The organism is Vibrio sp. 1249-1 (genome assembly GCF_033340495.1).
The window spans coordinates 674,446-698,448 of sequence record NZ_JAWOWJ010000002.1; the positions used below are offsets into that span (position 1 = coordinate 674,446).

Annotated in this window: 26 protein-coding genes; 9 read left to right on the forward strand and 17 right to left on the reverse strand. The window is 42.2% G+C overall.

The window, feature by feature from the left end; genetic code table 11:
- Nucleotides 1-80: 80 nt before the first annotated feature.
- From potC to potA, 3 genes are read right to left on the reverse strand one after another with little or no spacing between them, the layout of a single operon-like run.
- A complete protein-coding gene (potC, locus tag R7Z50_RS06425; protein ID WP_005389180.1) occupies nucleotides 81-851 on the reverse strand; it encodes a spermidine/putrescine ABC transporter permease PotC in 771 nt (256 codons plus the stop codon).
- Nucleotides 851-1,711: a spermidine/putrescine ABC transporter permease PotB gene (gene potB, locus R7Z50_RS06430; protein ID WP_005377512.1), complete on the reverse strand. Its 861-nt coding sequence runs from the start codon at nucleotides 1,709-1,711 to the stop codon at nucleotides 851-853. The genes potC and potB overlap by 1 nt, the downstream gene beginning before the upstream one ends.
- Nucleotides 1,692-2,807, reverse strand: a complete 1,116-nt coding sequence (gene potA, locus R7Z50_RS06435) for a spermidine/putrescine ABC transporter ATP-binding protein PotA (protein WP_017634901.1) — start codon at nucleotides 2,805-2,807, stop codon at nucleotides 1,692-1,694. The genes potB and potA overlap by 20 nt, the downstream gene beginning before the upstream one ends.
- A gap of 400 nt (nucleotides 2,808-3,207) precedes the next feature.
- Between potA and R7Z50_RS06440 the strand changes: the two genes are divergently transcribed.
- The 4 genes from R7Z50_RS06440 (at nucleotide 3,208) to ttcA (ending at nucleotide 6,602) form a co-directional block, all read left to right on the forward strand.
- Nucleotides 3,208-4,005 carry a hypothetical protein gene (locus R7Z50_RS06440; protein WP_005389175.1) on the forward strand — a complete coding sequence of 266 codons (798 nt, stop codon included), beginning with the start codon at nucleotides 3,208-3,210 and terminating at the stop codon, nucleotides 4,003-4,005.
- A complete protein-coding gene (locus tag R7Z50_RS06445) occupies nucleotides 3,998-4,834 on the forward strand; it encodes a glucosaminidase domain-containing protein (protein WP_025766642.1) in 837 nt (278 codons plus the stop codon). Before R7Z50_RS06440 ends, R7Z50_RS06445 begins: the two co-directional genes overlap by 8 nt.
- A 13-nt stretch (nucleotides 4,835-4,847) precedes the next feature.
- Nucleotides 4,848-5,510 carry a DUF2987 domain-containing protein gene (locus R7Z50_RS06450; protein ID WP_149191782.1) on the forward strand — a complete coding sequence of 221 codons (663 nt, stop codon included), beginning with the start codon at nucleotides 4,848-4,850 and terminating at the stop codon, nucleotides 5,508-5,510.
- 198 nt (nucleotides 5,511-5,708) lie between these two features.
- Nucleotides 5,709-6,602, forward strand: a complete 894-nt coding sequence (gene ttcA / locus R7Z50_RS06455) for a tRNA 2-thiocytidine(32) synthetase TtcA (protein ID WP_005377502.1) — start codon at nucleotides 5,709-5,711, stop codon at nucleotides 6,600-6,602.
- 140 nt (nucleotides 6,603-6,742) lie between these two features.
- Here ttcA and uspE read toward each other — a convergent pair whose 3' ends face one another.
- The 10 genes from uspE to ccoN form a co-directional block, all read right to left on the reverse strand.
- Nucleotides 6,743-7,690: a universal stress protein UspE gene (gene uspE, locus R7Z50_RS06460; RefSeq protein WP_318148957.1), complete on the reverse strand. Its 948-nt coding sequence runs from the start codon at nucleotides 7,688-7,690 to the stop codon at nucleotides 6,743-6,745.
- Nucleotides 7,691-7,870: 180 nt separating this feature from the next.
- On the reverse strand, nucleotides 7,871-8,617 hold the full coding sequence (locus R7Z50_RS06465) for an FNR family transcription factor (RefSeq protein ID WP_005377497.1): 747 nt from the start codon (nucleotides 8,615-8,617) through the stop codon (nucleotides 7,871-7,873).
- 90 nt (nucleotides 8,618-8,707) lie between these two features.
- Nucleotides 8,708-9,388, reverse strand: coding sequence for a sulfite exporter TauE/SafE family protein (locus R7Z50_RS06470; protein WP_172563260.1), 681 nt, complete (start codon nucleotides 9,386-9,388; stop codon nucleotides 8,708-8,710).
- 8 nt (nucleotides 9,389-9,396) lie between these two features.
- Nucleotides 9,397-9,561, reverse strand: coding sequence for a cbb3-type cytochrome oxidase assembly protein CcoS (gene ccoS, locus R7Z50_RS06475; RefSeq protein ID WP_005377493.1), 165 nt, complete (start codon nucleotides 9,559-9,561; stop codon nucleotides 9,397-9,399).
- A 15-nt stretch (nucleotides 9,562-9,576) separates the two neighbouring features.
- On the reverse strand, nucleotides 9,577-11,940 hold the full coding sequence (locus R7Z50_RS06480; RefSeq protein ID WP_206970822.1) for a heavy metal translocating P-type ATPase: 2,364 nt from the start codon (nucleotides 11,938-11,940) through the stop codon (nucleotides 9,577-9,579).
- Nucleotides 11,941-11,944: 4 nt separating this feature from the next.
- On the reverse strand, nucleotides 11,945-12,421 hold the full coding sequence (locus R7Z50_RS06485; RefSeq protein WP_005377489.1) for a FixH family protein: 477 nt from the start codon (nucleotides 12,419-12,421) through the stop codon (nucleotides 11,945-11,947).
- Nucleotides 12,422-12,526: 105 nt separating this feature from the next.
- Entirely contained in the window at nucleotides 12,527-13,501 is a 975-nt protein-coding gene (gene ccoP / locus R7Z50_RS06490; protein ID WP_005377487.1) for a cytochrome-c oxidase, cbb3-type subunit III, read from the reverse strand.
- Nucleotides 13,501-13,674 (reverse strand): cbb3-type cytochrome oxidase subunit 3, encoded by a 174-nt coding sequence (locus R7Z50_RS06495; protein ID WP_005377485.1) that lies wholly within the window; start codon nucleotides 13,672-13,674, stop codon nucleotides 13,501-13,503. Before R7Z50_RS06495 ends, ccoP begins: the two co-directional genes overlap by 1 nt.
- A gap of 9 nt (nucleotides 13,675-13,683) precedes the next feature.
- The gene (gene ccoO, locus R7Z50_RS06500) at nucleotides 13,684-14,304 is read right to left on the reverse strand and encodes a cytochrome-c oxidase, cbb3-type subunit II (protein ID WP_005377475.1); all 621 of its coding nucleotides are present in this window, start codon (nucleotides 14,302-14,304) and stop codon (nucleotides 13,684-13,686) included.
- A 12-nt stretch (nucleotides 14,305-14,316) separates the two neighbouring features.
- Nucleotides 14,317-15,744 carry a cytochrome-c oxidase, cbb3-type subunit I gene (gene ccoN / locus R7Z50_RS06505; protein ID WP_005396488.1) on the reverse strand — a complete coding sequence of 476 codons (1,428 nt, stop codon included), beginning with the start codon at nucleotides 15,742-15,744 and terminating at the stop codon, nucleotides 14,317-14,319.
- 257 nt (nucleotides 15,745-16,001) lie between these two features.
- Between ccoN and R7Z50_RS06510 the strand changes: the two genes are divergently transcribed.
- The 3 genes from R7Z50_RS06510 to R7Z50_RS06520 all read left to right on the forward strand — a co-directional run bounded on the left by R7Z50_RS06510 (nucleotide 16,002) and on the right by R7Z50_RS06520 (nucleotide 19,364).
- Complete coding sequence (locus R7Z50_RS06510; RefSeq protein WP_005377473.1) at nucleotides 16,002-16,358, forward strand: hypothetical protein; 357 nt, start codon at nucleotides 16,002-16,004, stop codon at nucleotides 16,356-16,358.
- Nucleotides 16,359-16,471: 113 nt separating this feature from the next.
- The gene (locus tag R7Z50_RS06515) at nucleotides 16,472-17,653 is read left to right on the forward strand and encodes an FIST signal transduction protein (protein ID WP_206970821.1); all 1,182 of its coding nucleotides are present in this window, start codon (nucleotides 16,472-16,474) and stop codon (nucleotides 17,651-17,653) included.
- Nucleotides 17,643-19,364, forward strand: coding sequence for an ATP-binding protein (locus tag R7Z50_RS06520; RefSeq protein ID WP_064377240.1), 1,722 nt, complete (start codon nucleotides 17,643-17,645; stop codon nucleotides 19,362-19,364). Before R7Z50_RS06515 ends, R7Z50_RS06520 begins: the two co-directional genes overlap by 11 nt.
- A gap of 620 nt (nucleotides 19,365-19,984) precedes the next feature.
- Here R7Z50_RS06520 and R7Z50_RS06525 read toward each other — a convergent pair.
- From R7Z50_RS06525 to matP, 3 genes are all read right to left on the reverse strand, one after another.
- On the reverse strand, nucleotides 19,985-20,308 hold the full coding sequence (locus R7Z50_RS06525) for a hypothetical protein (RefSeq protein ID WP_025766620.1): 324 nt from the start codon (nucleotides 20,306-20,308) through the stop codon (nucleotides 19,985-19,987).
- Nucleotides 20,309-20,422: 114 nt separating this feature from the next.
- Nucleotides 20,423-20,734, reverse strand: coding sequence for a DUF3634 family protein (locus R7Z50_RS06530; protein ID WP_005377468.1), 312 nt, complete (start codon nucleotides 20,732-20,734; stop codon nucleotides 20,423-20,425).
- A gap of 15 nt (nucleotides 20,735-20,749) precedes the next feature.
- Nucleotides 20,750-21,199, reverse strand: a complete 450-nt coding sequence (matP, locus tag R7Z50_RS06535) for a macrodomain Ter protein MatP (RefSeq protein WP_005396497.1) — start codon at nucleotides 21,197-21,199, stop codon at nucleotides 20,750-20,752.
- 210 nt (nucleotides 21,200-21,409) lie between these two features.
- On the opposite strand from matP, the gene R7Z50_RS06540 reads away from it, so the two are divergent.
- Entirely contained in the window at nucleotides 21,410-23,050 is a 1,641-nt protein-coding gene (locus R7Z50_RS06540; protein ID WP_186584250.1) for a Lon protease family protein, read from the forward strand.
- Nucleotides 23,051-23,120: 70 nt separating this feature from the next.
- The gene (gene fabA, locus R7Z50_RS06545; protein ID WP_005390081.1) at nucleotides 23,121-23,639 is read left to right on the forward strand and encodes a bifunctional 3-hydroxydecanoyl-ACP dehydratase/trans-2-decenoyl-ACP isomerase; all 519 of its coding nucleotides are present in this window, start codon (nucleotides 23,121-23,123) and stop codon (nucleotides 23,637-23,639) included.
- A gap of 140 nt (nucleotides 23,640-23,779) precedes the next feature.
- Here fabA and rmf read toward each other — a convergent pair whose 3' ends face one another.
- The gene (rmf, locus tag R7Z50_RS06550; RefSeq protein ID WP_005377453.1) at nucleotides 23,780-23,953 is read right to left on the reverse strand and encodes a ribosome modulation factor; all 174 of its coding nucleotides are present in this window, start codon (nucleotides 23,951-23,953) and stop codon (nucleotides 23,780-23,782) included.
- Nucleotides 23,954-24,003: the final 50 nt, after the last annotated feature.

Below are 24,003 nucleotides of genomic sequence, written 5' to 3' on the forward strand. Positions count from 1 at the left end.
GTTGTCCAATTTTGGACGATAGATAGAAAAACAGAATGGCATGTAACCATTCTGTTTCGTGATGTTAACAGGTGCGGATTCTACTTCACTTTTTCTCTTGCTAGCAACTGAGAAATTACTACCAAGACCAAAGAAACAATCAACATCACCGTTGCTAGGGCGTTCACTTCCGGTGAAATGCCCACCTTAACCATGGAGTAAATCTTCAATGGTAAGATTTCGTATGTTGGACCCGTTACAAACGAGCTGATGATCACATCGTCCAAAGACAGGGTAAAGCTCAGTAGCCAACCTGCAGCAACCGCTGGTTTAGCAAGAGGAAGGATGATCTGTTTCAAGATTACCCATTCGCTTGCACCAAGGTCTTTTGCAGCTTCCAACATTTTCACATCAAAGCCATTTAAGCGGCTGTACACTGTTACCACAACGAATGGTAGACAGAAGGTGATGTGAGCAATCAATAGAGTAAAGAAGCCAAGCTGCGCGCCTAATACTAGGAACAGAGCAAGCAATGAAATCGCCATAACAATATCTGGAGACATCATCACGACAAACAGCATGCCGTTTACCGCACCTTTACCTTTGAACGAGTAACGGAATAGGGCAACGGCCGTTAAGCTACCAATGATGGTTGCTGCTGTCGCTGAGAATACCGCTACGTTCAATGAATGCCATGCAGCTTGCATTAGGCTGTCGTTATTTACTAAGGTTTCGTACCATTTCGTGGTGAAACCACCCCATTTCATACCAAATTTGTTGGCATTAAATGAGTTAACAATTAAGACGATGATTGGCAGATACAAAAATGCATACACCAGCGCCATAAAGCTAAATCTAACTGTGCGTCCCATTAGTCTAGCTCCACTTTCTTATTCAATAGTTTGCCTGCTCTGTAGTAAGCGTAAAGCATCACAGCCATTGCGAAGGTGAGGGCGATACTGGTCGCAGCACCAAATGGCCAGTCACGAGCGTTCAATACTTGGCTCTTAATAACGTTACCAATCAGTAGGTTCTTCGCACCACCAAGAAGGTCAGAGATGTAGAACATACCTAGTGCTGGTAGCAGAACCAACAAACAACCACCGATAATGCCAGGCATTGTAAGAGGTAGAATCACTTTCGTAATGGTTTGGAACTTGTTCGCACCAAGATCTTTCGCCGCCTCGATATAAGTGTTGTCCAACTTCTCGATTGCCGAGTAAAGCGGCAGAATCATAAATGGAAGCAGGATGTACACAAGACCAATCATTACTGCTGTTTCGGTGTACATAATACGTAATGGCTTATCGATGATTTCCATCGCCATTAATGATTTGTTCAAAATACCTTGTGTACCCAGAACAATCTTCAGGCCGTAAGTACGGATAAGAGAGTTTGTCCAAAAAGGTACGATAACTAAGAACAACATGAATGGGCGCCATTTCTCTGGCATTTTCGCTATGATGTAAGCAAATGGGTAACCAATTACTAAACACAACAACGTCGCCACAATCGCCATGTAGAACGAGTGCATCAGCACTTTCGCATACAAGGGGTCGAGTAGACGTAAGTAGTTGTCGAAAGTAAATGTCATTTCGATTAAGTTTGCTTCATCACGCGTTAAGAAACTCGTACCGATAATCATCACATTTGGTACCAACACGAAAAGTGTTAACCAACCGACGATTAAGGTAATGATCGCGTTTTGAAGATTAATCTTCTTGCTTATCATTGAGGACTACCTCCCAACTCTCAACCCAAGTGATAGCGACTTTCTGGCCAAGTGAGTGGTCCACATCAGGATCATCTTCGTTAAAGAATTCGCTAACCATTACACGCATGCCTGAATCCAATTGGATAACGGAATCAAGCGTCATACCTTTATAGGTACGCTCTGTTACGTGACCTACGATGCCTTTTTCTTCAGACTCTTTGATCTCTTCGATACGTAAGTCTTCTGGGCGAAGTAGTACTTGCAGTTTTTCACCTGCTTGCGCTTCCTGATCGTAGTAAACAACAGACTCGACACCTTCGATTTCTGCACGGATACGTTTCTCGTCGATACGCTCTAGCATGGTTGCGTTGAATACGTTGATCTCACCGATAAAGCGAGCAACAAATAGGTTCTTCGGCTCTTCGTAAATCTCACGTGGAGAACCATCCTGCTCGATAACACCGTCGCGCATAACAATAATGCGGTCAGACATCGATAGGGCTTCTTCCTGATCGTGCGTAACGAAGATAAAGGTAATACCAAGTTGACGCTGAAGCTGTTTAAGCTCGATTTGCATTTGCTTACGCAGTTTGTAATCAAGTGCAGATAGAGATTCATCTAGCAGCAGTACTTTTGGTTTGTTAACAACCGCACGCGCAATGGCGATACGTTGTTGCTGACCACCAGAAAGCTGATGAGGCTTACGCTGTGCCATTTTTTCTAGGCGCACCATGCGTAGCGCTTCCATTACTCGTGGTTCAATGTCCGCAGTAGGCGTTTTCTGCATACGAAGACCAAAAGCGACATTCTCATATACGGTCATGTGTGGAAACAATGCGTAACTTTGAAATACCGTGTTGACGTGCCTTTGCTCTGCAGGAACCTGTGTTACATCCTGGTCATCCAAAATAATTTGACCGTTATCTGCCGTTTCAAAACCTGCAATCATGCGTAAAACTGTTGTCTTACCACAACCAGAAGGCCCGAGAATCGTCAGAAATTCACCATGATTAACATCCAGATTTAAATTACCGATGATTTCCTTACCATCGAAACTTTTACTAATACCAGATAAACGAATAACTGGCTTTCCTGCTTGCGGTTTTGCGTTCAACGTCTGTATTTCCCCCACGTTCAAGCCGGGATTATCCCAGCTGATGTGACACTAACCATTCACTTTTGAGGCGCGCATCATAATCACCAAAAGTGTGAAATTAAAGCATTTTCTTATCTTGAAACAGAAATAATTTTGCAGGAAAAAGCCATCATTCCTTACCATACTGTTTTTATGAGATTAATTGGCATCTAGACACAGTTTGATAGCACTAAACTTTGTTCAACAATTGTTTCAATTTCATGACCTTGAAAGTGGTTAATTATCAACCATACAGTTGAGATTGCAAGGATTGTAGGTGAGTTGTGATGTTAGATGTGGAAAGATTTCTTTATAATGACGATTACATTAATTGACTGGAATTCCAGTCAAAATTTTACAAGTTAGTCTTGGATAAACTATGAACGACGATTTTGAGAAAGATTTCAATCTTGGGGGGAGTGTAGAGCGAGCTTTGTCTGGCAACTACGAGCTTAAAGCTGGCGCGGTTTTTAACGAAGCTTGGCGAGCAACCATCCAGCACTTTTTATCATTTTCTCCTGCCATTATTGTATTGCTTTTTGTCCAGTTAGGTATTTTCTATATTGCATTAAAACTGCAGTTGGGCGATTTGAGCGTTATTCTTGATGCATTTGAGAACCCAGAGTCGTTCACAAACGATATTGTGTCTTCTATTTATGTCGCGAATTTCAGTTATGAGGTGATTAGCGCACCAATTTATGCGGGGATCAGCTTGATGGCTATGAGCCATGTCGCTGGCCTGAAGACTAAGTTGCGCCATGTTGGAAAGGGGTTGCAGTTCACCATTCCTGTTATTCTAGCAACGCTCATGAGCTTAATGCTACAAGGTGTGGTTGGTATGATTTTTCCTTTACTGTCGCTGTATCTTTCCTTGGCATTTAGTCACTCTATTTTGTTGATTTGTGAGAAAAGGGTGCCACCAATGCAAGCGTTGCTGTTATCACTTCGCGCAATCAACAAGAAGATTTTTGTGGTCGCGGGGCTTTACTTAGGCGTGATGTTAATGTTTATTATTGCAGCAATGTTCTACGGTATTGGCTTGATTTTTGTGCTGCCATTCTTCTTCCATTTGAAAGGCATACTCTACCGCGAAATGTTTGGAATTAAGCTTAAGATCGTTACAACACAGAAAAACGATAATGATCACGATGGTAACTCACAGGTGTTTGATGCCTAATTCTTTGAAATCAATAAGTTTACGAGTGGCGGCAACCTGTATAGCCGCCACTTTCATTTCTATAGGCCCATATTTACACTACGAGAAACAGTTTAAATATGTGGAAAATCCTGACGTACTCTCTGGCAAGATTAAGCATGTCGATTTATCACACTTGCCATACATCGGTGATATCCCAGACTTCAATTCAATAAAAGATACGAAAGAGAAAAAAGCTGCTTTTTTTGATTTTTTAAGGCCTAAAATTGCTCTTGAGAATCAACGAATTCGTCATGAGCGGGCCTTTCTTACCTCTTTAAAGGTGGGACAAGTGACGCAAGAACAACAAGAGTATGCTCAGCGGTTATCATCTCTGTATTCGTTGCCCTTGAGTAACGATAAGATTGATCAAACGTGGCTAGATGAGATGCTTGTGCGAGTGAACGTCTTACCTGAAGCCTTGGTTCTAACTCAAGCGGCAAATGAATCTGCGTGGGGCACTTCTCGTTTTGCTACTCAAGCAAACAACTTGTTCGGCCAATGGTGTTATAAAAAGGGCTGTGGAATTGTTCCAGCGCAACGTGGCGCTAACAAAGTTCATGAAGTTGAAAAATTCGATTCTGTACAACAGTCTGTTCATGGCTACTTTATGAACGTTAATCGAAACCCAGCGTATGCAGACCTGCGTGAAATCAGAACATCTCTGGCTGAAAAGAACAAGGGCTTGTTAACGGTCGCAACGGCGTCAGAGTTAACGCATGGGTTACTAGCCTATTCTGAACGTGGCATCGCCTATGTACACGATCTTCGCGCTATGATTCGTCATAACAACGCCTACTGGACGCAATAAAATAACGGATAAAATGAAAAAGTTAAGCCTAAGTCTATTGGGAAGTGCGGCGCTAATTCTTGCATCGCCGATAACCCAAGCTCAAGAGTACATGTTCACGTACTCAAAGTTATACACTCAACTAAAAAACAACAATAAAGAAGGGCATGACGATGTGAAAGTTGGTGTCTTTTTTGTGGACGCAAAAACTAAGCAAATTTGTACGATAGAAAAAGCTTGGATGGAAAAAGAAGAGCACTATGAAGAGTTTGTTATCCCTGCTTCACAAGAGTTGCCTTTACCAGTTGATAAAAACTTAAAGTCAGCAAATCCGTTGGTTTTTGTCGATACCCCAAAAGATACACGTTGCGATTACTCACTTGTCGTGATGACCAAAGAACCATTACAGGGTAACGTTTCTTACGACCAACTTAAGCCTCTTCTACCTCAAATGCAGACGATGCTGGAAGATTTAGGCGGTATGTTTGCGGGTTGGTTTACACCGGAAGTTCAAGGTGTGACGATGGAGTTTGCAAATCAACTGAATGATAAAGTGATTTTCTCAAACGGAACCGAAAAGCCAATTGTCAATGGCAAGATACAAGTCGCACTAAGTGAAATAGGGCAAGGTGGCACAATGACACTACCAGAACCGACGATGCGAGTGTTACCTTATCTACCTAACGCAAAGAAATGAACACTGAACGTTTAGAAAGGGCTGCAATCGCAGCTCTTTTTTAATTTTGACCGTAACTAAAGTATCTTTCACACTCTTTTCTTAAAGACTCAATAAGACAAGCATTTAATCCTGCGTAAAAAGCTCGTATAATCCACGCCCCAAAGAAACCCATGTTAGGAAGTCCTAGTCGATTTATCGGCGATGTGAGAGCCCGCAATGAACCAAATAGATACAAGAAAAGAAACCCTAGAATTCAACAAGCTTCAGAAACGCCTAAGAAGACATGTTGGAAATGCCATTACTGATTACAACATGATCGAAGAAGGCGATGTTGTAATGGCATGTATTAGCGGTGGTAAAGATTCATTCGCGATGCTTGATATCCTGCTGAATCTTCAAAAAGCCGCACCGATCAAATTTGAAGTGGTTGCGGTAAACCTAGACCAAAAACAACCGGGCTTCCCTGAGCACATTCTGCCAGAGTATTTCGAAACACTGAACATCCCTTACTATATCGTCGATAAGGACACGTATTCCGTCGTAAAAGAGAAGGTACCAGAAGGCAAAACCACTTGTGGTCTGTGTTCACGCCTGCGACGTGGTACGCTGTATTCATTTGCAGAGAAGATTGGTGCAACTAAGCTTGCGCTAGGTCATCACATGGATGACATCGTCGAAACAATGTTCTTGAATATGTTCCACGGCTCTCGCCTTAAAGCGATGCCACCAAAGCTACGCTCTGATGATGGTCGTAACGTGGTCATTCGTCCATTGACTTACTGTCGTGAAAAAGATTTGATCAAATACGCTGAGCACAAGGATTTCCCAATAATTCCGTGTAACCTTTGTGGCTCTCAAGAGAACCTTCAGCGTCAATCTATAAAAGCAATGTTGATTGAATGGGATAAGAAGACGCCAGGGCGTGTGGAAGCAATTTTTAAATCAATTCAAAACGTAAGCCCAAGCCAACTAGCAGACCGCGAATTGTTCGACTTTGTTAACTTACCGCTAGATCGTGAAGGTAACCGCGAAGAGTATGAATTTAATGAGGCTGTCGTTTCTTCGACGAATATTGATGAATCGATGTTCATCGATGTTACGAACATCTAACTCGTAAAAAAGGAGGTCAATTAGACCTCCTTTTTTGTACCCAACGCTTTAACTGTTCCCAAACAAAAATCCCCCTGTATTGGGGGGATTTATTAGCGCTTATTTGAAAGTGCTCAATACATAGCGATACTAAGGAGAGATTAGGTTGCTGTATTTGGGTCGAGAGGGCTAATATAGCCTTTTGGTTTTAGAGCCAACACGTCGCAATTTATTTTATCAATTACGTGCTCCGCTGTATTACCAATAAAGACAGCCGAAAGCCCTGTTCGCCCTGTGGTACCTAAAATAACCATTGCTGCGTTCAAGCGCTCTGCAGCTGCCGGAATGACATCTTCAGGTAAACCTTGCTCAACTATCGTTTGTTCTTCATCAAGACCATGTTTTTGGCGTAGTGCTTTCATAGCCGTTAAATGATGACCTCGCACTGCATCGGTATAAGTCGTTGGGTCAAATTCAGGAAGTTCAATCGTAATATTCGCCGGTGTAACGGGGTAGGCGTTAACAAGATATGGCTTGGCCTCAAGCCGAGTGGTGATTTCTTTTAATCGCTCGACCATCGTATCGTTGAGATCAATATGAGTCGGGGTTTCTGAGCCCACATGTACTGAGGCAAGGATACTTGCTTGTTCCGGCCAAGCAGCATTCTTAATAAGAAGCACTGGAATAGGGCATTTTCGCAACAAGTGCCAATCTGTCGGTGTGAAAATGACAGACTCTAAAACATCATGCTTACGTGTGCCTTTGATGACTAGGTCATGATTGCCTGCATAGACTTCAGCAATAATCGCCTCATAAGGGCGGTTGTGCCAGACAACACAAACATCAAAGTCGAAGCCATCGTTTAGGTATGGTTGAGCAATTTTACGCATCCACTGCTCACGCTGATGAATGACACCTCGACGCATAGCATCTCTTTCATCCACCGATAGCATTGACGTCATGTCATACGAGAAATCGTAAATGGATAAAAAGAAAGTGATTCGGCTTCTAGATACACTTTTCTGAGCTAATTGAACAGCTCTTGCAAGTGCGGGCTGCTCATCATTATTGATGTCAGCTACAACAAGGATCTTACTGTATATACTCATAACTAAGCCCACTTCTATTGCAAAACCAGATACTGAATGTAAATTAAATCAGTATTTTGGAATACTCACCGTACATTTTTACTGTAGCTTAGTTTGGAGAACTTTTTGAGGACTTTCGAAAGGAATTTATGAGAAATATGATGTAGCTCATTTTCGAGCTACATCAATAATTAGGGTGTATTATTCTTTAGTTACACCAGCAAGTTCCATCAATGCATCGTGGTCTAAGATAGTGATATATTTACCTTTTACGCTTAGGATCTCAGATTTCTGGAAACGACCTAACAAACGACTAATCGTTTCGACTGTAAGACCAAGGTAGTTGCCAATATCACCACGAGTCATAGTTAAACGAAACTCTCTAGGGCTGAAGCCACGCTGAGAAAAACGCGTTGATAGGTTGTAAAGGAAAGCAGCTAGTCGCTCTTCTGCATTCTTTTTAGAAAGAAGCAAAATCATTTCCTGATCACCTTTAATTTCGTTACTCATCAAACGCATGATTTGCTGGCGAAGCTTAGGCATCTTACCCGATAGATCGTCTAAAATTTCGTATGGGATTTCACATACCATCGACGTTTCGAGTGCTTGAGCAAAGCTAGGGTGGGAGTCACCAGTGATAGCATCGAAACCGACTAAGTCTCCAGCTAAGTGAAACGCTGTGATTTGCTCATCACCTTGCTCTGTGATCGTATAGCTCTTGATGGTACCAGAGCGGATAGCGTATAGCGATTTTAGCTCATCACCGGCCTTAAAAAGCTCTTGTCCTTTTTGAATAGGCTTCTTACGTTCGATGATTTGGTCAAGCTGGTCAAGTTCTGCCTCATTTAGAGTGAACGGGATACACAGTTGACTAATGCTACAATCTTGGCAATGAATGGCGCAACCGCCTGATTGGATACGCTTTGTTGCAGGTTTTTCAGAAATCATAACAACCTTTCACTATTTGATATACATCAATATTTTAGCATCGCTTAATCCTAAAGGGTAGCAAAAATGTCACCTCAATAGAGTTTAACGTTATCTGAAACCGAGTAACGCTAAGGCTCCTACAGCGGTATACGTACCATAGCCAATAAGGATTAATGCTGAAATATTTCTAAATATTAATGATTTTTGTAATTTCTGAAAATGATTGGCACCGTATCCAATAATAAGCATCGCAGGTAGCGTTCCGAGCCCAAACGCAAGCATAATTAGGCCGCCGTTCATCGCACTACCAGAAACCGCCGACCAAGTAAGCGCTGAATAAACTAAACCACATGGTAACCAACCCCAAATAAAGCCAAATGGCAACGCGTGAAGAGGATGCTTTAGTGGCAACAGATTCTTCCCTGCCGGCGAGATAAAGCGCCAGATATACTGCCCTAGCTTTTCTATTAAAAGTAAGCCTTGCCACCATTTAGCAATATACAGCGCGACCAGGATCATGAATAACGCCGCAATCAGCCTTAACCAAGCAAGAGAATGCGTTAACCCACTAAGCTCAGATAAACCTGATATAGCACCACCCACTAATGCTCCTATTAAGGTATAACTGATCAATCGTCCGAGGTTGTAGAAGAGGGGGATAAGAGGGGTGGTTTTATTTTTAGCAGAAGAGCCCATGGTAAGCAGAGACGCGATACCACCACACATACCCATACAATGACCGGCTCCTACTAAGCCGATCATCAACGCACCGATAAAATCAGGAGTCATAAAGGTCGCTACTTTTTATCACTATTAGATTGGTCTTCTTCGTCGAGAAGAATGTTATGCCCTTGCCGTTCAAGATCTTCAAACTGATCGCTTCTTACCGCCCAAAGAAAAACGGCGACAGCAACACAAACGAGAACGATAGCGATGGGAATCAATATATAAAGACTTTCCATGTTTGCTTTCTCTACTTATTTCTCTTTGAGCAGGCGCAAAGAGTTAGATACAACGATAATTGAGCTTGCAGACATGCCAACTACTGCAATGTAGGGAGCCACTAAACCTGCGACCGCCAAAGGCAAAATTAACAGGTTGTAACCCAAAGACCAAGCCAAGTTTTCTCGAATAATCTTTCTTGTACGCAGTGCAAGCAAACGTGCCTCTAGTAGCTTTTCGAGATTATCCCCAAGTAACGTCATATCTGCAGAAGCTTTAGCGACATCTGTACCACCGCCCATTGCGACAGAAAGGTGAGCTCCGGCGAGAGTCGGCGCGTCATTGATTCCATCACCAACCATCATAGTGATACTGTTTTCGTCCAAGCTCTTAAGGTATGCAAGCTTATCTTCTGGCTTTGCTGACGCGACGATGTGATCGATACCAATTTCATTCGCCACTGGTTGGGCGTTTGAGAGAGAATCACCAGTTAGCAGGGTTGTCTTAATTCCAGCGTCAGCAAAACGTTGAATAAAGGCTTTGCTTTCTTTTCGGATAGGGTCGCGGTAGTAAAAGCTAGCGACATGCTTGCCATCAACCGACAGATAGACCGCCTGGCTTTCATCACTTTCTTTGCCTTGAACAAAAGCAGCACTACCTATCTTAACGATTTTGCCATTCCATATCCCTTCAATCCCTGACCCAATCACGTTTTGCACATCAGACACGATAAAGTCATCATTGGTGAAAGTTGCAAAAGAACGAGCGATAGGGTGGTTTGCATGAGCCTCTAAAGCTGCAGCTAGTGATAGACAATCTTTCTGTGGGAGATCACTAAGTACCTTTGTTTCACAGATCTCAATATCACCTTTCGTTAGAGTGCCTGTTTTATCTACAACTAAGTGGTTGATCTTACATAGTGTCTCAAACACATGGCCTTTACGAAGCAAAATGCCAAAATTACCCATTCTAGAGGTAGCACAAGTGAGAGCGGTCGGAGTAGCCAGAGATAGCGCACATGGGCATGTAGCGACTAACACAGACAGCATGATCCAAAACGCATCATCTGGTTTTGTTTGATGCCAGTAAAACCAAGTACCAGCAGAGATAATAAGAATCACACCAACAAAGTAACGGGCGACAATGTCTGCAATTTCCGCAATTTTAGGTTTGGAGTGTTGAGCTTCATCTTGTAAACGCACGATGTTAGAAATCATTGAATCGGCCTTTGAGCTTACTACCTCGAGTTCAAATGATTCGTCTCCGTTTAGCGTTCCCGCATAGACGACATCACCTTCTCGTTTCACAACGTGCACTGACTCACCCGTTAGCATGGATTCATCAATATGAATACGGCCTGAAATAACTTTACCGTCAGCGGGGATATGTTCACCAGGTAGAACGCGAATACGATCGCCAACTTTTAGCGTCTTCACGGGTATCTGATCACCGTCCAGCGTTGTAGCAATTGCCGGAATCAACTTAAGAAGGTTACCACTCGCTGCAGCAGCTTTGCGACGAGCGCGCATCTCTAAGAATCGACCTACTAACAAAAAGAAGGTAAACATCGAGATAGATTCAAAGAAGACTTCGCCTTGTTCAGTTACTGTTGCAACTAAACTTGCAACATAGGCAAAGATCAACGCGATAGAAACCGGGACATCCATACCAAGGGTTCGGCCTTTGATACTGCGCCATGCGTTTAAGTAAAATGGAAGAGCGGAATAAAGCAAAACAGGAGTAGCAAAAATCAAACTTACCCAACGAAAGTAACTTTTAAACTCTGGCTCTAAATCACCAAAGACTTCGAGATACAGTGCAACGGCGAGCATCATGACCTGCATGGTTGCTAAGCCTGCAATACCTAGCCGATATAGATATTGCTTCATCATTCGATGGTAAGAGGCTTCTTGCTTATCTGCTTCAAAAGGTGCAGCTTTGTAACCAAGTTTATGTATAACGGAAAGGAGCTCGCTTAACCGTACCTGAGTTTTATCCCAGGCTAGTAACGCTCGATTGGTGGTTGTATTAACACGGATAGATACCAACCCGGCCGTATTAGAAACTTGCTTTTCGATTAACCACGCACAAGCGGCACATGAAACGCCTTCCAAAGAAAGGGTTACTTCAGAAACATTTTCGCGATTTCGTACGAATTCAGATTGTACATCCGGATTATCATAATGAATTAAAGCTTGGAGTTGCTCTGGTACTAGATCTGCCTTTTCTGCAGGCGCAGTGCGGTATTGGTAATATGAGACAAGACCACTATCGACAATAGTCTGCGCCACAGTTTCGCAGCCCGGACAACACATGTCGCGAATTTCACCCAATATTTCTACTTTGAAATCCGTGTTGGCTGGTACATCTTCACCGCAGTGATAACAGGATTTACACATATGCTTACTTCATTAACGGTGTTGAAGAGGCAGGAAACTCAACTTTACCTTGGATCATCCATTGCTTGTCGTGTGGTTGTAGTTCAACAAACCATGGTCCTTGAATAGATTCCTCAGCTTTTAGTCGGTAATTACCAGATGCATCCGCTGTTACAAGCTTTGTGAAGTCACGATCAGGAAGAGTACGATGAGTGAAAGTGGCCGTTAGAGCAGGGTAATGAGGTAGCTTCCCTTTAGCGAAAACAATCACAACATTGTTATTTTCAGAGGAAATCTCAGCGTTAAGACCTAGGTCACGAGCGACATTCATTTTACTAATGTCGATATTAATGCCTTTGCCTTTTTTATAGTAATCCTCGGCGACTAAAGAAACAGAGTTGTTCGAGAAAACGACCACAGTAATCACAGTCCAAACTACGACAGTAAGAGGAAGGATGATTAGGAACCACGGCCAAAATTGTTTATACCAAGGCTTTACCATAAAAAAGTTCTCAACAGCTAAATGAAAAAATGTAAGGCGTTAAATTTAAAGGAAAGACAGCCCCTATGAAAGGGGCTGTTATTGCTATGTTACGTAATATCTCAGTTACTTACTCTCTGAGTTACTTAAACTCCAGACATATGAGGCAACGAGCTGAACTTTATCTTCACCCAAAATGTCTTTCCACGCAGGCATTACGCCTGAGCGTCCGTTCATTACGGTTTCTGTTACAGCTGCACGAGAGTCACCAAATAACCAGTCTTGGTCTGTAAGGTCAGGCGCACCGACTGCAGGGTTACCCTTACCATCGGTACCATGACAAGCAGCACACACTACGAAGCGTGCTTTACCTGCCGCGGCTTCACGAGCATTTACTTTACGACCAGATAAACTAAGTGTGTAACTTACAACTTCTTGAACACCTTGCTCACCAAGGGCATCTTTCCATGCTGGCATTTGACCAATACGGCCGTGCATGATGGTTGTAACGATCGCTGCTGGCTCGCCACCATATAGCCATGCATCATCAGTCAGGTTAGGGAAGCCTTTCTGACCACGTGCATCAGAGCCATGGCATTGAGAACAGTTTTGCAAAAACAAACGCTGACCAACTTTTAATGCTTCAGGATCTTGCGCAATTTCAGGAATTGGGCGTAGACCACTGTCATTGTGCGCAAGTTTACGGAATGCTTCGCCGAAGTAAGCGTCGGCATCATCCAGTTCTTTTGCATATTGGTTTAGTTGCTTGTTCTCTTGTGCTGCAGCGATGGCTTCTTTTGACTCTTCTAGTGAGCGAACGGTTTGAGCCGAACTCTGCCAGTTTAAAAAGCCCTTGAAGCTACCTAGACCTGGGAATAGGGCAAGGTAAACTGCTGCGAACACAAATGTGCTTACAAACAGGTAAGTCCACCACTTTGGTAGAGGGTTGTTTAGCTCGCGAATACCATCGTACTCGTGGCCCATGTCTTCCCCTTCCTCGACGCCCATTTTATCTTTAGCGCACCAAGTCAGGAGAATCGCACAGCCTACTAGCGTGCCGACAGTAATCACGATAATCCAGAGACTCCAGAATGTAGTCATTACTTCTTCACTCCTTGGTTATTAGGGGTCTTTTGTTCTTCGTCAGCAAACACCAAGTTGGCATCTTCTTCAAAGCGTGCTTTACGCTTTTTACTAAATGCCCACCATACGATGCCAATAAAACTAGCGAAGAGTACAACGGTATAAATACTATGAATTGTACCGAAATCCATATGATCCCCTTACTTCATTGCATGACCAAGAGACTGAAGGTAAGCGATGATTGCATCCATCTCTGTTTTACCTTCTACTTCTTTAGCCGAATTCGCGATCTCTTCATCAGTGTATGGAACGCCGAACTGATCACGAAATAGCTCAAGTTTCTTCTGAGTTAGCTTACCGTCTAAAACGTTTTCAGCTAGCCACGGGAAACCTGGCATGTTTGACTCAGGTACAAGCTCACGAGGATCTAACAGGTGAACACGGTGCCATTCGTCAGAATAACGACCACCAACACGAGCTAAATCCGGGCCTGTACGCTTAGAGCCCCAAAGGAATGGGTGTTCCCAAACACTCTCACCAGCAACAGAGTAGTGACCGTAACGTTCAGTCTCTGAGCGGAAAGGACGAACCATCTGGCTGTGACAGACGTTACAACCTTCACGGATGTAGATATCACGGCCTTCCATCTCCAAAGGAGTGTAAGCGCGCAGATTTTCTACAGGTTCAGTCGTTTGCTTTTGGAAAATCAGAGGAGTGATCTCTACAAGAGCACCCCAACTGATAGCAAACACGATAAAAATAGCCAACAAACCGACATTACGTTCTAAGATTTCATGGCGATTATTAGAATTATTACTCATTCTTAAATCTCCTTATGCCGGATGTGGGATAGCTTTTAGGCTTTCTTTAGGTGCACTTACCGTTTTGTACGTGTTGTATGCCATTAGGAACATACCAGATAGGAAGATAAATCCGCCTAGGAAACGTACAAAGTAGAACGGATAAGACGCTTCTACAGATTCAACAAAACTGTAAGTTAGCGTACCGTCAGAGTTAACCGCGCGCCACATAAGACCTTGCATTACACCAGAGATCCACATCGCAACGATGTAAAGAACGGTACCGATTGTTGCTAGCCAGAAATGCACATTAACTAGACCAACAGAGTACATACGCTCTTGGCCAAATAGGCGAGGTACCAAGTGATATACAGAGCCGATAGAGACCATCGCAACCCAACCTAACGCACCAGAGTGAACGTGACCAATGGTCCAGTCTGTGTAGTGAGAAAGTGCGTTAACCGTCTTAATCGACATCATCGGGCCTTCAAAGGTAGACATACCGTAGAACGACAGTGAAACGATTAGGAAACGTAGGATAGGGTCATAACGAAGCTTATGCCATGCACCAGATAACGTCATAATACCGTTGATCATACCACCCCAAGAAGGAGCAAATAGAACCAGCGACATAACCATACCTAGAGACTGAGTCCAGTCTGGCAGCGCTGTATAATGAAGGTGGTGAGGGCCTGCCCAAATATATAGAGAAATAAGTGCCCAGAAGTGAACGATAGATAGACGGTAAGAATAAACAGGACGTTCAGCTTGTTTAGGAACGAAGTAGTACATCATACCTAGGAAACCAGCGGTCAGTAGGAAACCTACCGCATTGTGTCCATACCACCACTGAACCATCGCATCCACTGCGCCCGAGTAAATCGAGTAAGATTTACCAAGTGACACAGGAATAGCCATGCTGTTCACGATGTGAAGTACTGCTACTGTGATAATAAAGGCACCGAAGAACCAGTTTGCCACATAAATATGTGACGTGTTTCGCTTCACTAGTGTGCCGAAGAACACCACCGCATATGATACCCATACTAGCGCAATTGCGATATCAATAGGCCATTCTAGCTCAGCATACTCTTTACCCGATGTTAAACCGAGAGGCAAAGTAATGGCTGCTGCCAGGATGATTGCTTGCCAACCCCAAAAGGTGAAGGCAACGAGTGGGCCACCAAAAAGACGTGTTTGACATGTGCGCTGTACAACATAATAAGACGTTGCGAACAGAGCACTGGTACCAAACGCAAAAATTACCGCATTAGTATGCAGTGGACGTAAGCGACTGTACGTCAACCACGGCGTATCAAAGTTTAGCTGTGGCCAAACTAATTGAGCGGCAATCAAAACACCAACAGCCATACCAACTATGCCCCATAAAATGGTCACAAGGGTAAATTGGCGAACGACTGTATAGTTGTAGTTTTGTTCAAGCTGCTTTACTTGGCTCATTTGCATGCTTCCAATTTCTAATTAACTACACTTTTACTTCCAACACGACTTGCGTCGTAACACCACCCAAGTAAACTCTAGAATTCAAGTGTTATCATCACCTTATTTCCATTGCTGACTTTAATAAAAAGTGGCATTTTCAGCGTGACACTATACTTGAATTAACAATTCAATGACAGGGTAGTAACCTTACTGGACCTCTGGAAATCATTTTTTATTTAAAAAGTTTGAAGTTTGTAACAAGGATATTAGTAATTATGCCTGCACAAAAGTTAACAAAGGCGCGACTTGCACAAATCTTAATCATGCTCAGTGTTTTAATAGGCGCATTTTTCTGGCGTACCTTTACACACGAGAGTGTTAATAGCGTTGACTGTTCACAAAAAGAACGATGCGATGTAACAATTGAAGGAGAAATAATCACGATTAATCGTGACTCAATGGGAATTTCGCTCGAAACGACAGAAAGTAGCACTCTAAAAATTGATCTAAATCAATCTGGTAATTTTATCAATCTCAACGAGAAGCATAAGTCAGTAGAATGGGACATCATGCCTGAATCGAAAAAAATCACCTTTAAAAAAGGTGAAAACATTGTTGTAGTTCAATTATAAATACGATCTATCACGAGATAATCGTAACTTATTAATGAAATTAACACCTTCTTACCTAGAGAAAATTGGTTGGAATGGTATAACAGCAGAGTGATATCCAATTATAAAATCGTATGCATTGCCAATCAGTTTTTACTCATATTAAAGATGAAGACTCAGCGATAAGAACGCTCAGGTCCGAATTGACACAACAGAGCTTGTCTTACGTGATGTGTTACTACACGGAAGAATACAATTTTGAGTTGATTCGAGGAGCGTTTCTTGCGCATTTTCCTGGTGTGCCTTTTCATGGCGCCAGTTCATGTCAAGCCGTAATGACAGATCAGGGCTTTCATACAGGCCCAGTAATTGCGGCACTTGCTGTTTATGATACAGGTCCTCATGCTTATGGTACTGGTATTTCTAATCACAACTCAGGTGACAGCGTCACCAAGGCTTTGAATATGGCCCTTGAGAACGCAAACCGTGTAGGAGAAGTACCAAACTTAATTCTACTTCATGCTACACCAGGGCTAGAGGAATCAATCATTGCGTCTATAGATGAAAGATTTGGAACTCTAATTCCAATTATTGGTGGTTCGGCCGCTGATAATAACATCGCTGGGAAATGGTCTGTGATAACCGCCCAAGGCTCTCAAACTTCAGGTTTAAGCTTAACTCTCTTTTACTCCTCTCAACCTGTTGATATCGCTTTTAGCGCTGGACATACACCAACTAATATCAAAGGTGTTGCAACCAAGACCAACAATAGATGCTTACTTGAAATTGATAACGAACCTGCGCTCAATGTTTATAGAAGGTGGACAAATCACCAGGATAACCAAGTAGGTAAAGATAATATGCTGTTTACAAACTCGAGTGCTTATCCATTAGGGCGGATCGCAGGTCACCTCTATGATCGCCCATATTACAAGTTATCCCATCCGATCCGTGAGACGCAAGATGGTGGAATCGAGTTGTTTACACGAATAGAAGAGGGTGACGAGCTCACATTAATGAAAGGAAGTCGTGAGCATCTCGTTGCGCGCGCTGCAAAAGTCGTCAATGCCGCTTTTAACCAAAAATTAGAAGAGTCTCGAAAAATTGGAGTGATAAATATCTTTTGCGCAGGTCCCATGTTGCACTTAATGCAAGACATGAATAGCGTTTGTGAACAAATTAACCAAGAACTAGAACATTTGCCTTTTATTTGCCCTTTTACTTTCGGCGAGCAAGGTAGATTTATTGGTGGTGAGAATGGACATGGAAACCTGATGATTTCATCGGCTATATTCCATAAACCTTATGAAAGATAAATACTTAGACATATATCAACAGGAAGCGCTTCAAGAAGCGTTAGTTGAGCTAAAGCAGGCTAGACAAAGAGAACGACTACTCGCCGATGAAAACAAGGCCATTCTTTCCGCGATATCTGCGATGAGTGAGGCAAAGAATCGGCATGAGATATTTACGGGATTAAACAATGTCCTCAAAAAGTACATCAACTTCGATGATTTTATTGTACTGACTCGTGATGGTGAACGATATCCCTTCAAGACATTGATATCAACTAATAGCGTATTTGATAATGTATCCTGGTTACACGGTAACACCTATCAAAGAGCTCTCAATGGTGAATGCATTCTACTGTTCGAGCCAGATAAACTCGCTGAGTTTGTTAACTTAAACAGCTTTATAAAAAGCCATGTAAACTCGGTCGTTTTAACTGGTATACGTTCAGAAGTAACGCAAACCGTAATCCTACTTATTGGAGCTCAGAAAGGGCACTTTAGCATAGAGAATAAGGAAACCTTGAGGCGGTTTCGTCCCTTAATTGAAAGGGCGGTCATTGATATCGAGACCAAAGAGAAGTTACAACGTATCGTTGAGGTAAGAACAACTCAGCTCGCTAAAGCAAGAGAAGAAGCAGAGCTTGCGAACCGCTCTAAGTCGGAGTTCTTAGCGATGATGAGCCATGAAATAAGAACCCCTTTAAATTCCGTTCTTGGAATGCTAGATATACTGAAGCAATCAACCTTGTCAGAAGAACAAATTGATGCGTTGAGCCAAATGGAGTGCTCTGCAGAGTTACTTCTCGCGATAATCAGTGACATTCTTGATCTCTCTAAAATCGAGTCAGGTCGCTTTCAGCTCAATGAACAATGGATTAATTTAAGAGACACTGTCACTTTTGTCATTTCTCAGCAAAAACAAATAGCTAAGAAGAAAAATCTCCAATTTAAACTCAACTGTACTGTCACTAATGACAAACAATTTTGGATTGACTCCACGCGGTTATCTCAAATTCTGTTTAATCTAATAGGGAATGCAATAAAGTTTACAGACGAAGGTGAAGTAAAAGTTTCTGTATCTGAGCAAGATGCTGAACTTGTGATCTCAATATCTGACACTGGAATTGGTATATCTAAAGCAAAGCAAGAGCACTTGTTTACGGCATTTCATCAAGGAGACCGTTCCATCACGAGACGCTTCGGTGGTACAGGACTGGGGCTCGCAATAACCAAGCATTTAGTTGAAATGATGCGTGGAAAGATTGCCGTTAAAAGTGATGAGCATGTTGGTTCAACCTTTACGATTTCGATTCCAGTTTTGACTCGTTGTAATCAAAATCGTCCAGTTAGAATCGAAACCAATCAACCGACAAAAGCAATGGAACTTCTCGTCGTAGAAGATACCGAGTCGAATCAGTTCGTAATAAAGCTTATCTTAAATAAGCTTGGCCATAATGTTCATATCGCAAGCCATGGAGCAGAGGCATTAACATTTTTAGAAGAGAATGAGGATTTAATCGATTTGATTCTCATGGATGTCTCGATGCCAGTGATGGATGGAATTACCGCAACAAGACTTATTCGAGATAAAGGTCTCAGGACCCCAATTATAGCGTTAACTGCACATGCGCTAGAAAGCGATAGAGATAAATGCCTGGATGCCGGTATGGACGGATTCATTTCCAAGCCAGTTAGAAGACAAGATATCTTTGAAGCTATACAGTCATTTCAATAAGTAAAAAGGCGTTAATATAGATCTTAACAATCGATAGATTATTAAGATCTATATTAAGTATTTTATGGTAAATAACCATTATGTTTAATGCTCACAGTAAGGCCCTTAAATTTAAAATCTGCAGGGGAATAGGAGCATACTCAGACAACATTTGGCGTACGGCGATATACAATTTAACATAACACATATAATACGCACCAAGGAGTGAGATCTCAAAGCAATAATGTCCGGTTTTAGCTACTTTAAAATGTCCTCCTAAGATTAACAACATTGTTTGCTTTTGAGGCTTTAACCGAGGTTCCTGTGGACTTGCAATCGCTAGTTTGGTTTGTGGTTATGCTTACGAAGCAAATCAAATCTCTTATTGAAAATTGATGCGCGCTTAGTCCCCGACTTACTGGCGTGTCCTTCCGTAAGCACCTGAATCAATCTATGTATGGTGATGATGGCCAACTCACTGAATTTGCCATTCAATGGCATCACGATTACTAACTTAAGCGCTACCAAACAAAAAAGCCTTTCATACTCGCCTCGTACAACAGCAAAAATCAGCTAAACGCTCTAATCGCTCCGCAACGAAATCTGCCAAAAATCACGAGCTCAGTTGCGTTCTGAAACATTTATAAGCCTGTGGTTATATGGAGGCGAATGTACTTTTCGGGGTATTTGTAACGATAGCGTTTTCCTTTCTTCAAGTTGGACTTAACGTACCTACACACTTTTTGGTCACCACTGCTGGTTACTCTTTTTATTACTGCGTTTTTACTTTTGTGCTCCATTTCTATCATGACGTCACAATAACCTTGATAGCCATCAAACTTATTGTCTACTTTCTTTTGAAGCTTAGTCTTAATCTTTTTAGCCAACAGGTTCGTTTCTGAATCGTCAGCAAAAACTGAATTACTTGCAAAGATCAATACCATTAAAGTTACAACGTATCTCATCGTTTTGGTCCGTTTATGTTGTTGATTGTTCGATGATAAGTAATTTTTCTGTAGATACGAAAATGGGACGCCACATTGCGTCCCATTTAACATGATGAAGTAACTGATATGTAATTAAGCGCGCTTCTTGCCTTTGTTTGCTTTGAAGCCCTGGTGCGGAAAAACGTTACGAATCCTCTGTTGAACTTTTTTGGGAATGCCTTTGGAAAAGCTTAAGCGCATTCCTGTTCGTTGGCTATACACCTTCATTTCACCAGTAAACGGGTTATGCTCACTAATATCCTGTAAGTTGTGTTTGAAAGAAGGAGGTAGATGCCCTTTTACGTTACTAATATGGCCATTATCGAACTTTACTTTTAACACCGGCCTATCGACTGCGATCAACCAAAAGATCACGATGGCTGCAATTAAGATTACATATAACATTTGGCACTCCCTATCCTAGCTAGATAGCAATTTACTCAAATCCTCTTTAATTGAGGTAACTTTTTGACTCGCTTTTTCACTTCTCGACGCTTCGGAAAGCAAATATTCAATTGCGTCAGATAACGTACAACCAAGTTCATTCGCTCTACTAGAAAGCTTTTCCCAAACTCGGTAATCTAAATCAATGGATTTCTTCTTTGTATGGACTTGCTCTGCATTGAAGTGACGTTTCCGTTTCGCTCGGATAGCCTGCTTGAGTTTATTATCTAACTCTTCTGACATGTGGTTTTCTATCCAAGCTAAGACAAGTGTAGGCTCGTGTTCAAGGCGTTTTAGTTCTGCGACCGCTGCATCTGCTTCGCTTGTATCAATATGTCGGGTAATCGCTTCACCATCTTTCCATTTTTTGATGAGATACTTCCATTTCCACCCACATTCTAGATTCTCAAGCTGCTGATATTTCATTTGTTCCGACCCATAAACATAACCTAGTGACAGCGTAACCCAGATGGTTTACTTGGGCAAATAAAACTCTTAGAAGTATCGATGTTGATCACTCATTTGTCTAAGTATTGTTCATTGAGAGATGAATGCCGAGAGCAAACCAAATTGGTGCTAGGGTGTTATAGTCCGTTTCGTTATAATGTCGGCAAGATTGAATTACGATGAATTTTAATGAACCAACTTAATTGGCAAGACGTAACACCTTCACTTGAGCAGTACGAAGCACTTTTAAAGTCTGCACCTTCGTTACCAAAGAAGTCTTTTACTGATCTCCAACCGAGAATGTCGGCAACGATATCTCGTTTTTCAAAAATTTCCGGATTGACGCGAGTACTACTCATTAACTGCGTAGATAATTCTGTATATAGAGAGTTCATCAGTAAAGCTCTTCAGAGCCAGTCTAACGCTGCGATAGTTTTTTCGGAATCACTTGATGCCAAACGTTTATTTGACCGTTACAGTGTTGATGTAAGTGGTGATATTGCCTTCCAACCTGGTTTAATTTCACAGGCAGATAACGGTTACTTAATTGTACCGGCTAATCTAATTTTGGCTAACCCAGGGTTTTGGCCAAATATAAAGTCTGCAATTCAACAAAACCTTATCGAGCCACTGAACCTAAGCCCTACTCGTTTACCTACTTCAGTACCGCAAGCTAAAGCTTATGAAGTAAAACTGATTGTAACAGGAGAAAGAAGTCAGTTAGCAGAGCTAGAATACATCGATGAAGACTTCTGTTCTGGCTTTGCCATGTATACGGAAGTTGAAGAAGATATTCATCTGTCAGAGCAGAATTTGACAGATTACTTTGGTTTAGTGAACTGGATATGTTCTCAATATAAGCTGCCTCACTTAACTGAATGTGGTTTTAGAAGATTGTTGCTAGCCGGTATGAGATTTACTGAAGATCAACATTATCTGCCTTTAGGAGTAATGTGGCACTCTCAACTTCTAACGCTTGCCAGCCAGTTCAGTGATGGTCACGCATTAGATTACAAGTCGTTAGATAAAGCGATTGACGACAAGTATTACCGAGAATCTTACCTTCCTCAGCGTGCCGTGTACGATATTTTAGATGGCCAAGTCATCATTGAGACAACTGGGGAACAAGTTGGTCAAATCAATGGCCTAACCGTTATTGATATGGCTGGGCACCCTGTCAGCTATGGTGAGCCTGCACGAATATCTTGTGTGATTCATTTTGGTGATGGCGATGTTTCCGATGTTGAGCGCAAAGCTGAGCTTGGAGGCAATCTACATGCAAAAGGCATGATGATTATGCAAGCTTTCTTGAGCTCTGCTCTGAAACTGGATGAACCACTGCCTTACTCTGCCTCCATCGTATTTGAACAGTCTTATAGTGAAGTTGATGGTGACAGCGCATCTCTTGCAGAACTTTGTTGCTTGGTGAGTGCTTTATCTGAATCTCCAATTAATCAACAAGTTGCTGTTACAGGAGCTGTTGATCAGTTTGGTCGAGTGCAAGCCGTCGGTGGCTTGAACGAAAAAATTGAAGGCTTTTATCAGGTTTGTAAACATCAAGGTTTTACAGGAAATCAAGGTGTTGTGATGCCAAAATCAAACCTTAAACACCTTGCATTACATAAAGATGTAATAGAAAGCATTAAAAATGGTGAGTTCCATATTTGGTCCGTTTCTACCGTAGATGAAGCTATTCCGATTGTAATGAATAAACCTTTTAGAGGTGAAGACGATAGCATTATTGGCAAAATAGCGGAACGTATTGAAAACTTTGAAAGACATGAGCATCCAGAAGGAATTGTGCAGCGCATCAAAAACTGGTTTGTCTAGTACTGATCGGAGTTGTTTAGCGTACACGTGTTCACTAAGATGCAGCTATCAAAAATTGGAGTAATTGATAATGCAAAACAAACGTGATTCTTATAACCGTGACGATCTACTTGCTTCTAGCCAAGGCGAACTGTTTGGGCCTGGTTACCCTCAGCTTCCTGCGCCAAACATGCTAATGATGGATCGTGTTACTAAAATGTCTGAGACTGAAGGCGATTTTGGTAAAGGTTTGATCTTGGCGGAATTGGATATTACTCCAGATTTGTGGTTCTTTGACTGCCACTTCCCTGGCGACCCTGTAATGCCGGGTTGTCTTGGCCTTGATGCGATGTGGCAACTTGTTGGTTTCTTCCTTGGCTGGGTTGGTGGCAAAGGAAAAGGTCGTGCTCTGGGTGTTGGCGAAGTGAAGTTTACAGGTCAGATCCTGCCAACAGCGAAAAAAGTGACGTACGAAATCCACATGAAACGCGTTGTAAACCGTAAACTTGTGATGGGTTTGGCCGACGGTCGTGTATGTGTGGACGGCAAAGAAATCTACGTAGCAAAAGATTTGAAAGTTGGCTTGTTCCAAGACACTTCAAGCTTCTAATCACGATTTTAATCGATTTATTAAGGCTCCTATTTAGGAGCCTTTTTGTTGTCGAGTGTTAACCTACTTCCCTATGTCCCTATAATGTAGAAAAGGCTCCGTAGAGCCCTTTCGAATCCTTCTTTTTGTATGTGGAGAGTTTATTTGTAGAGACCAGATTGTCTTTCATCTCTGGCATCACGCCAACCACCTAACCAATACGACCGAGCATCAACTTGTTGATATGGGCAAGCCTCTTGAGACCTTCCATTCAACCCAGCTTTGTAGCCTTGAGATTGAGCTCGTTCTAGGCGATCACGCTTTTGTCTCTTCATAGTTAATTCCTCATACAGGTCCATTTACTAACGTACAGCTGTTATTGTGA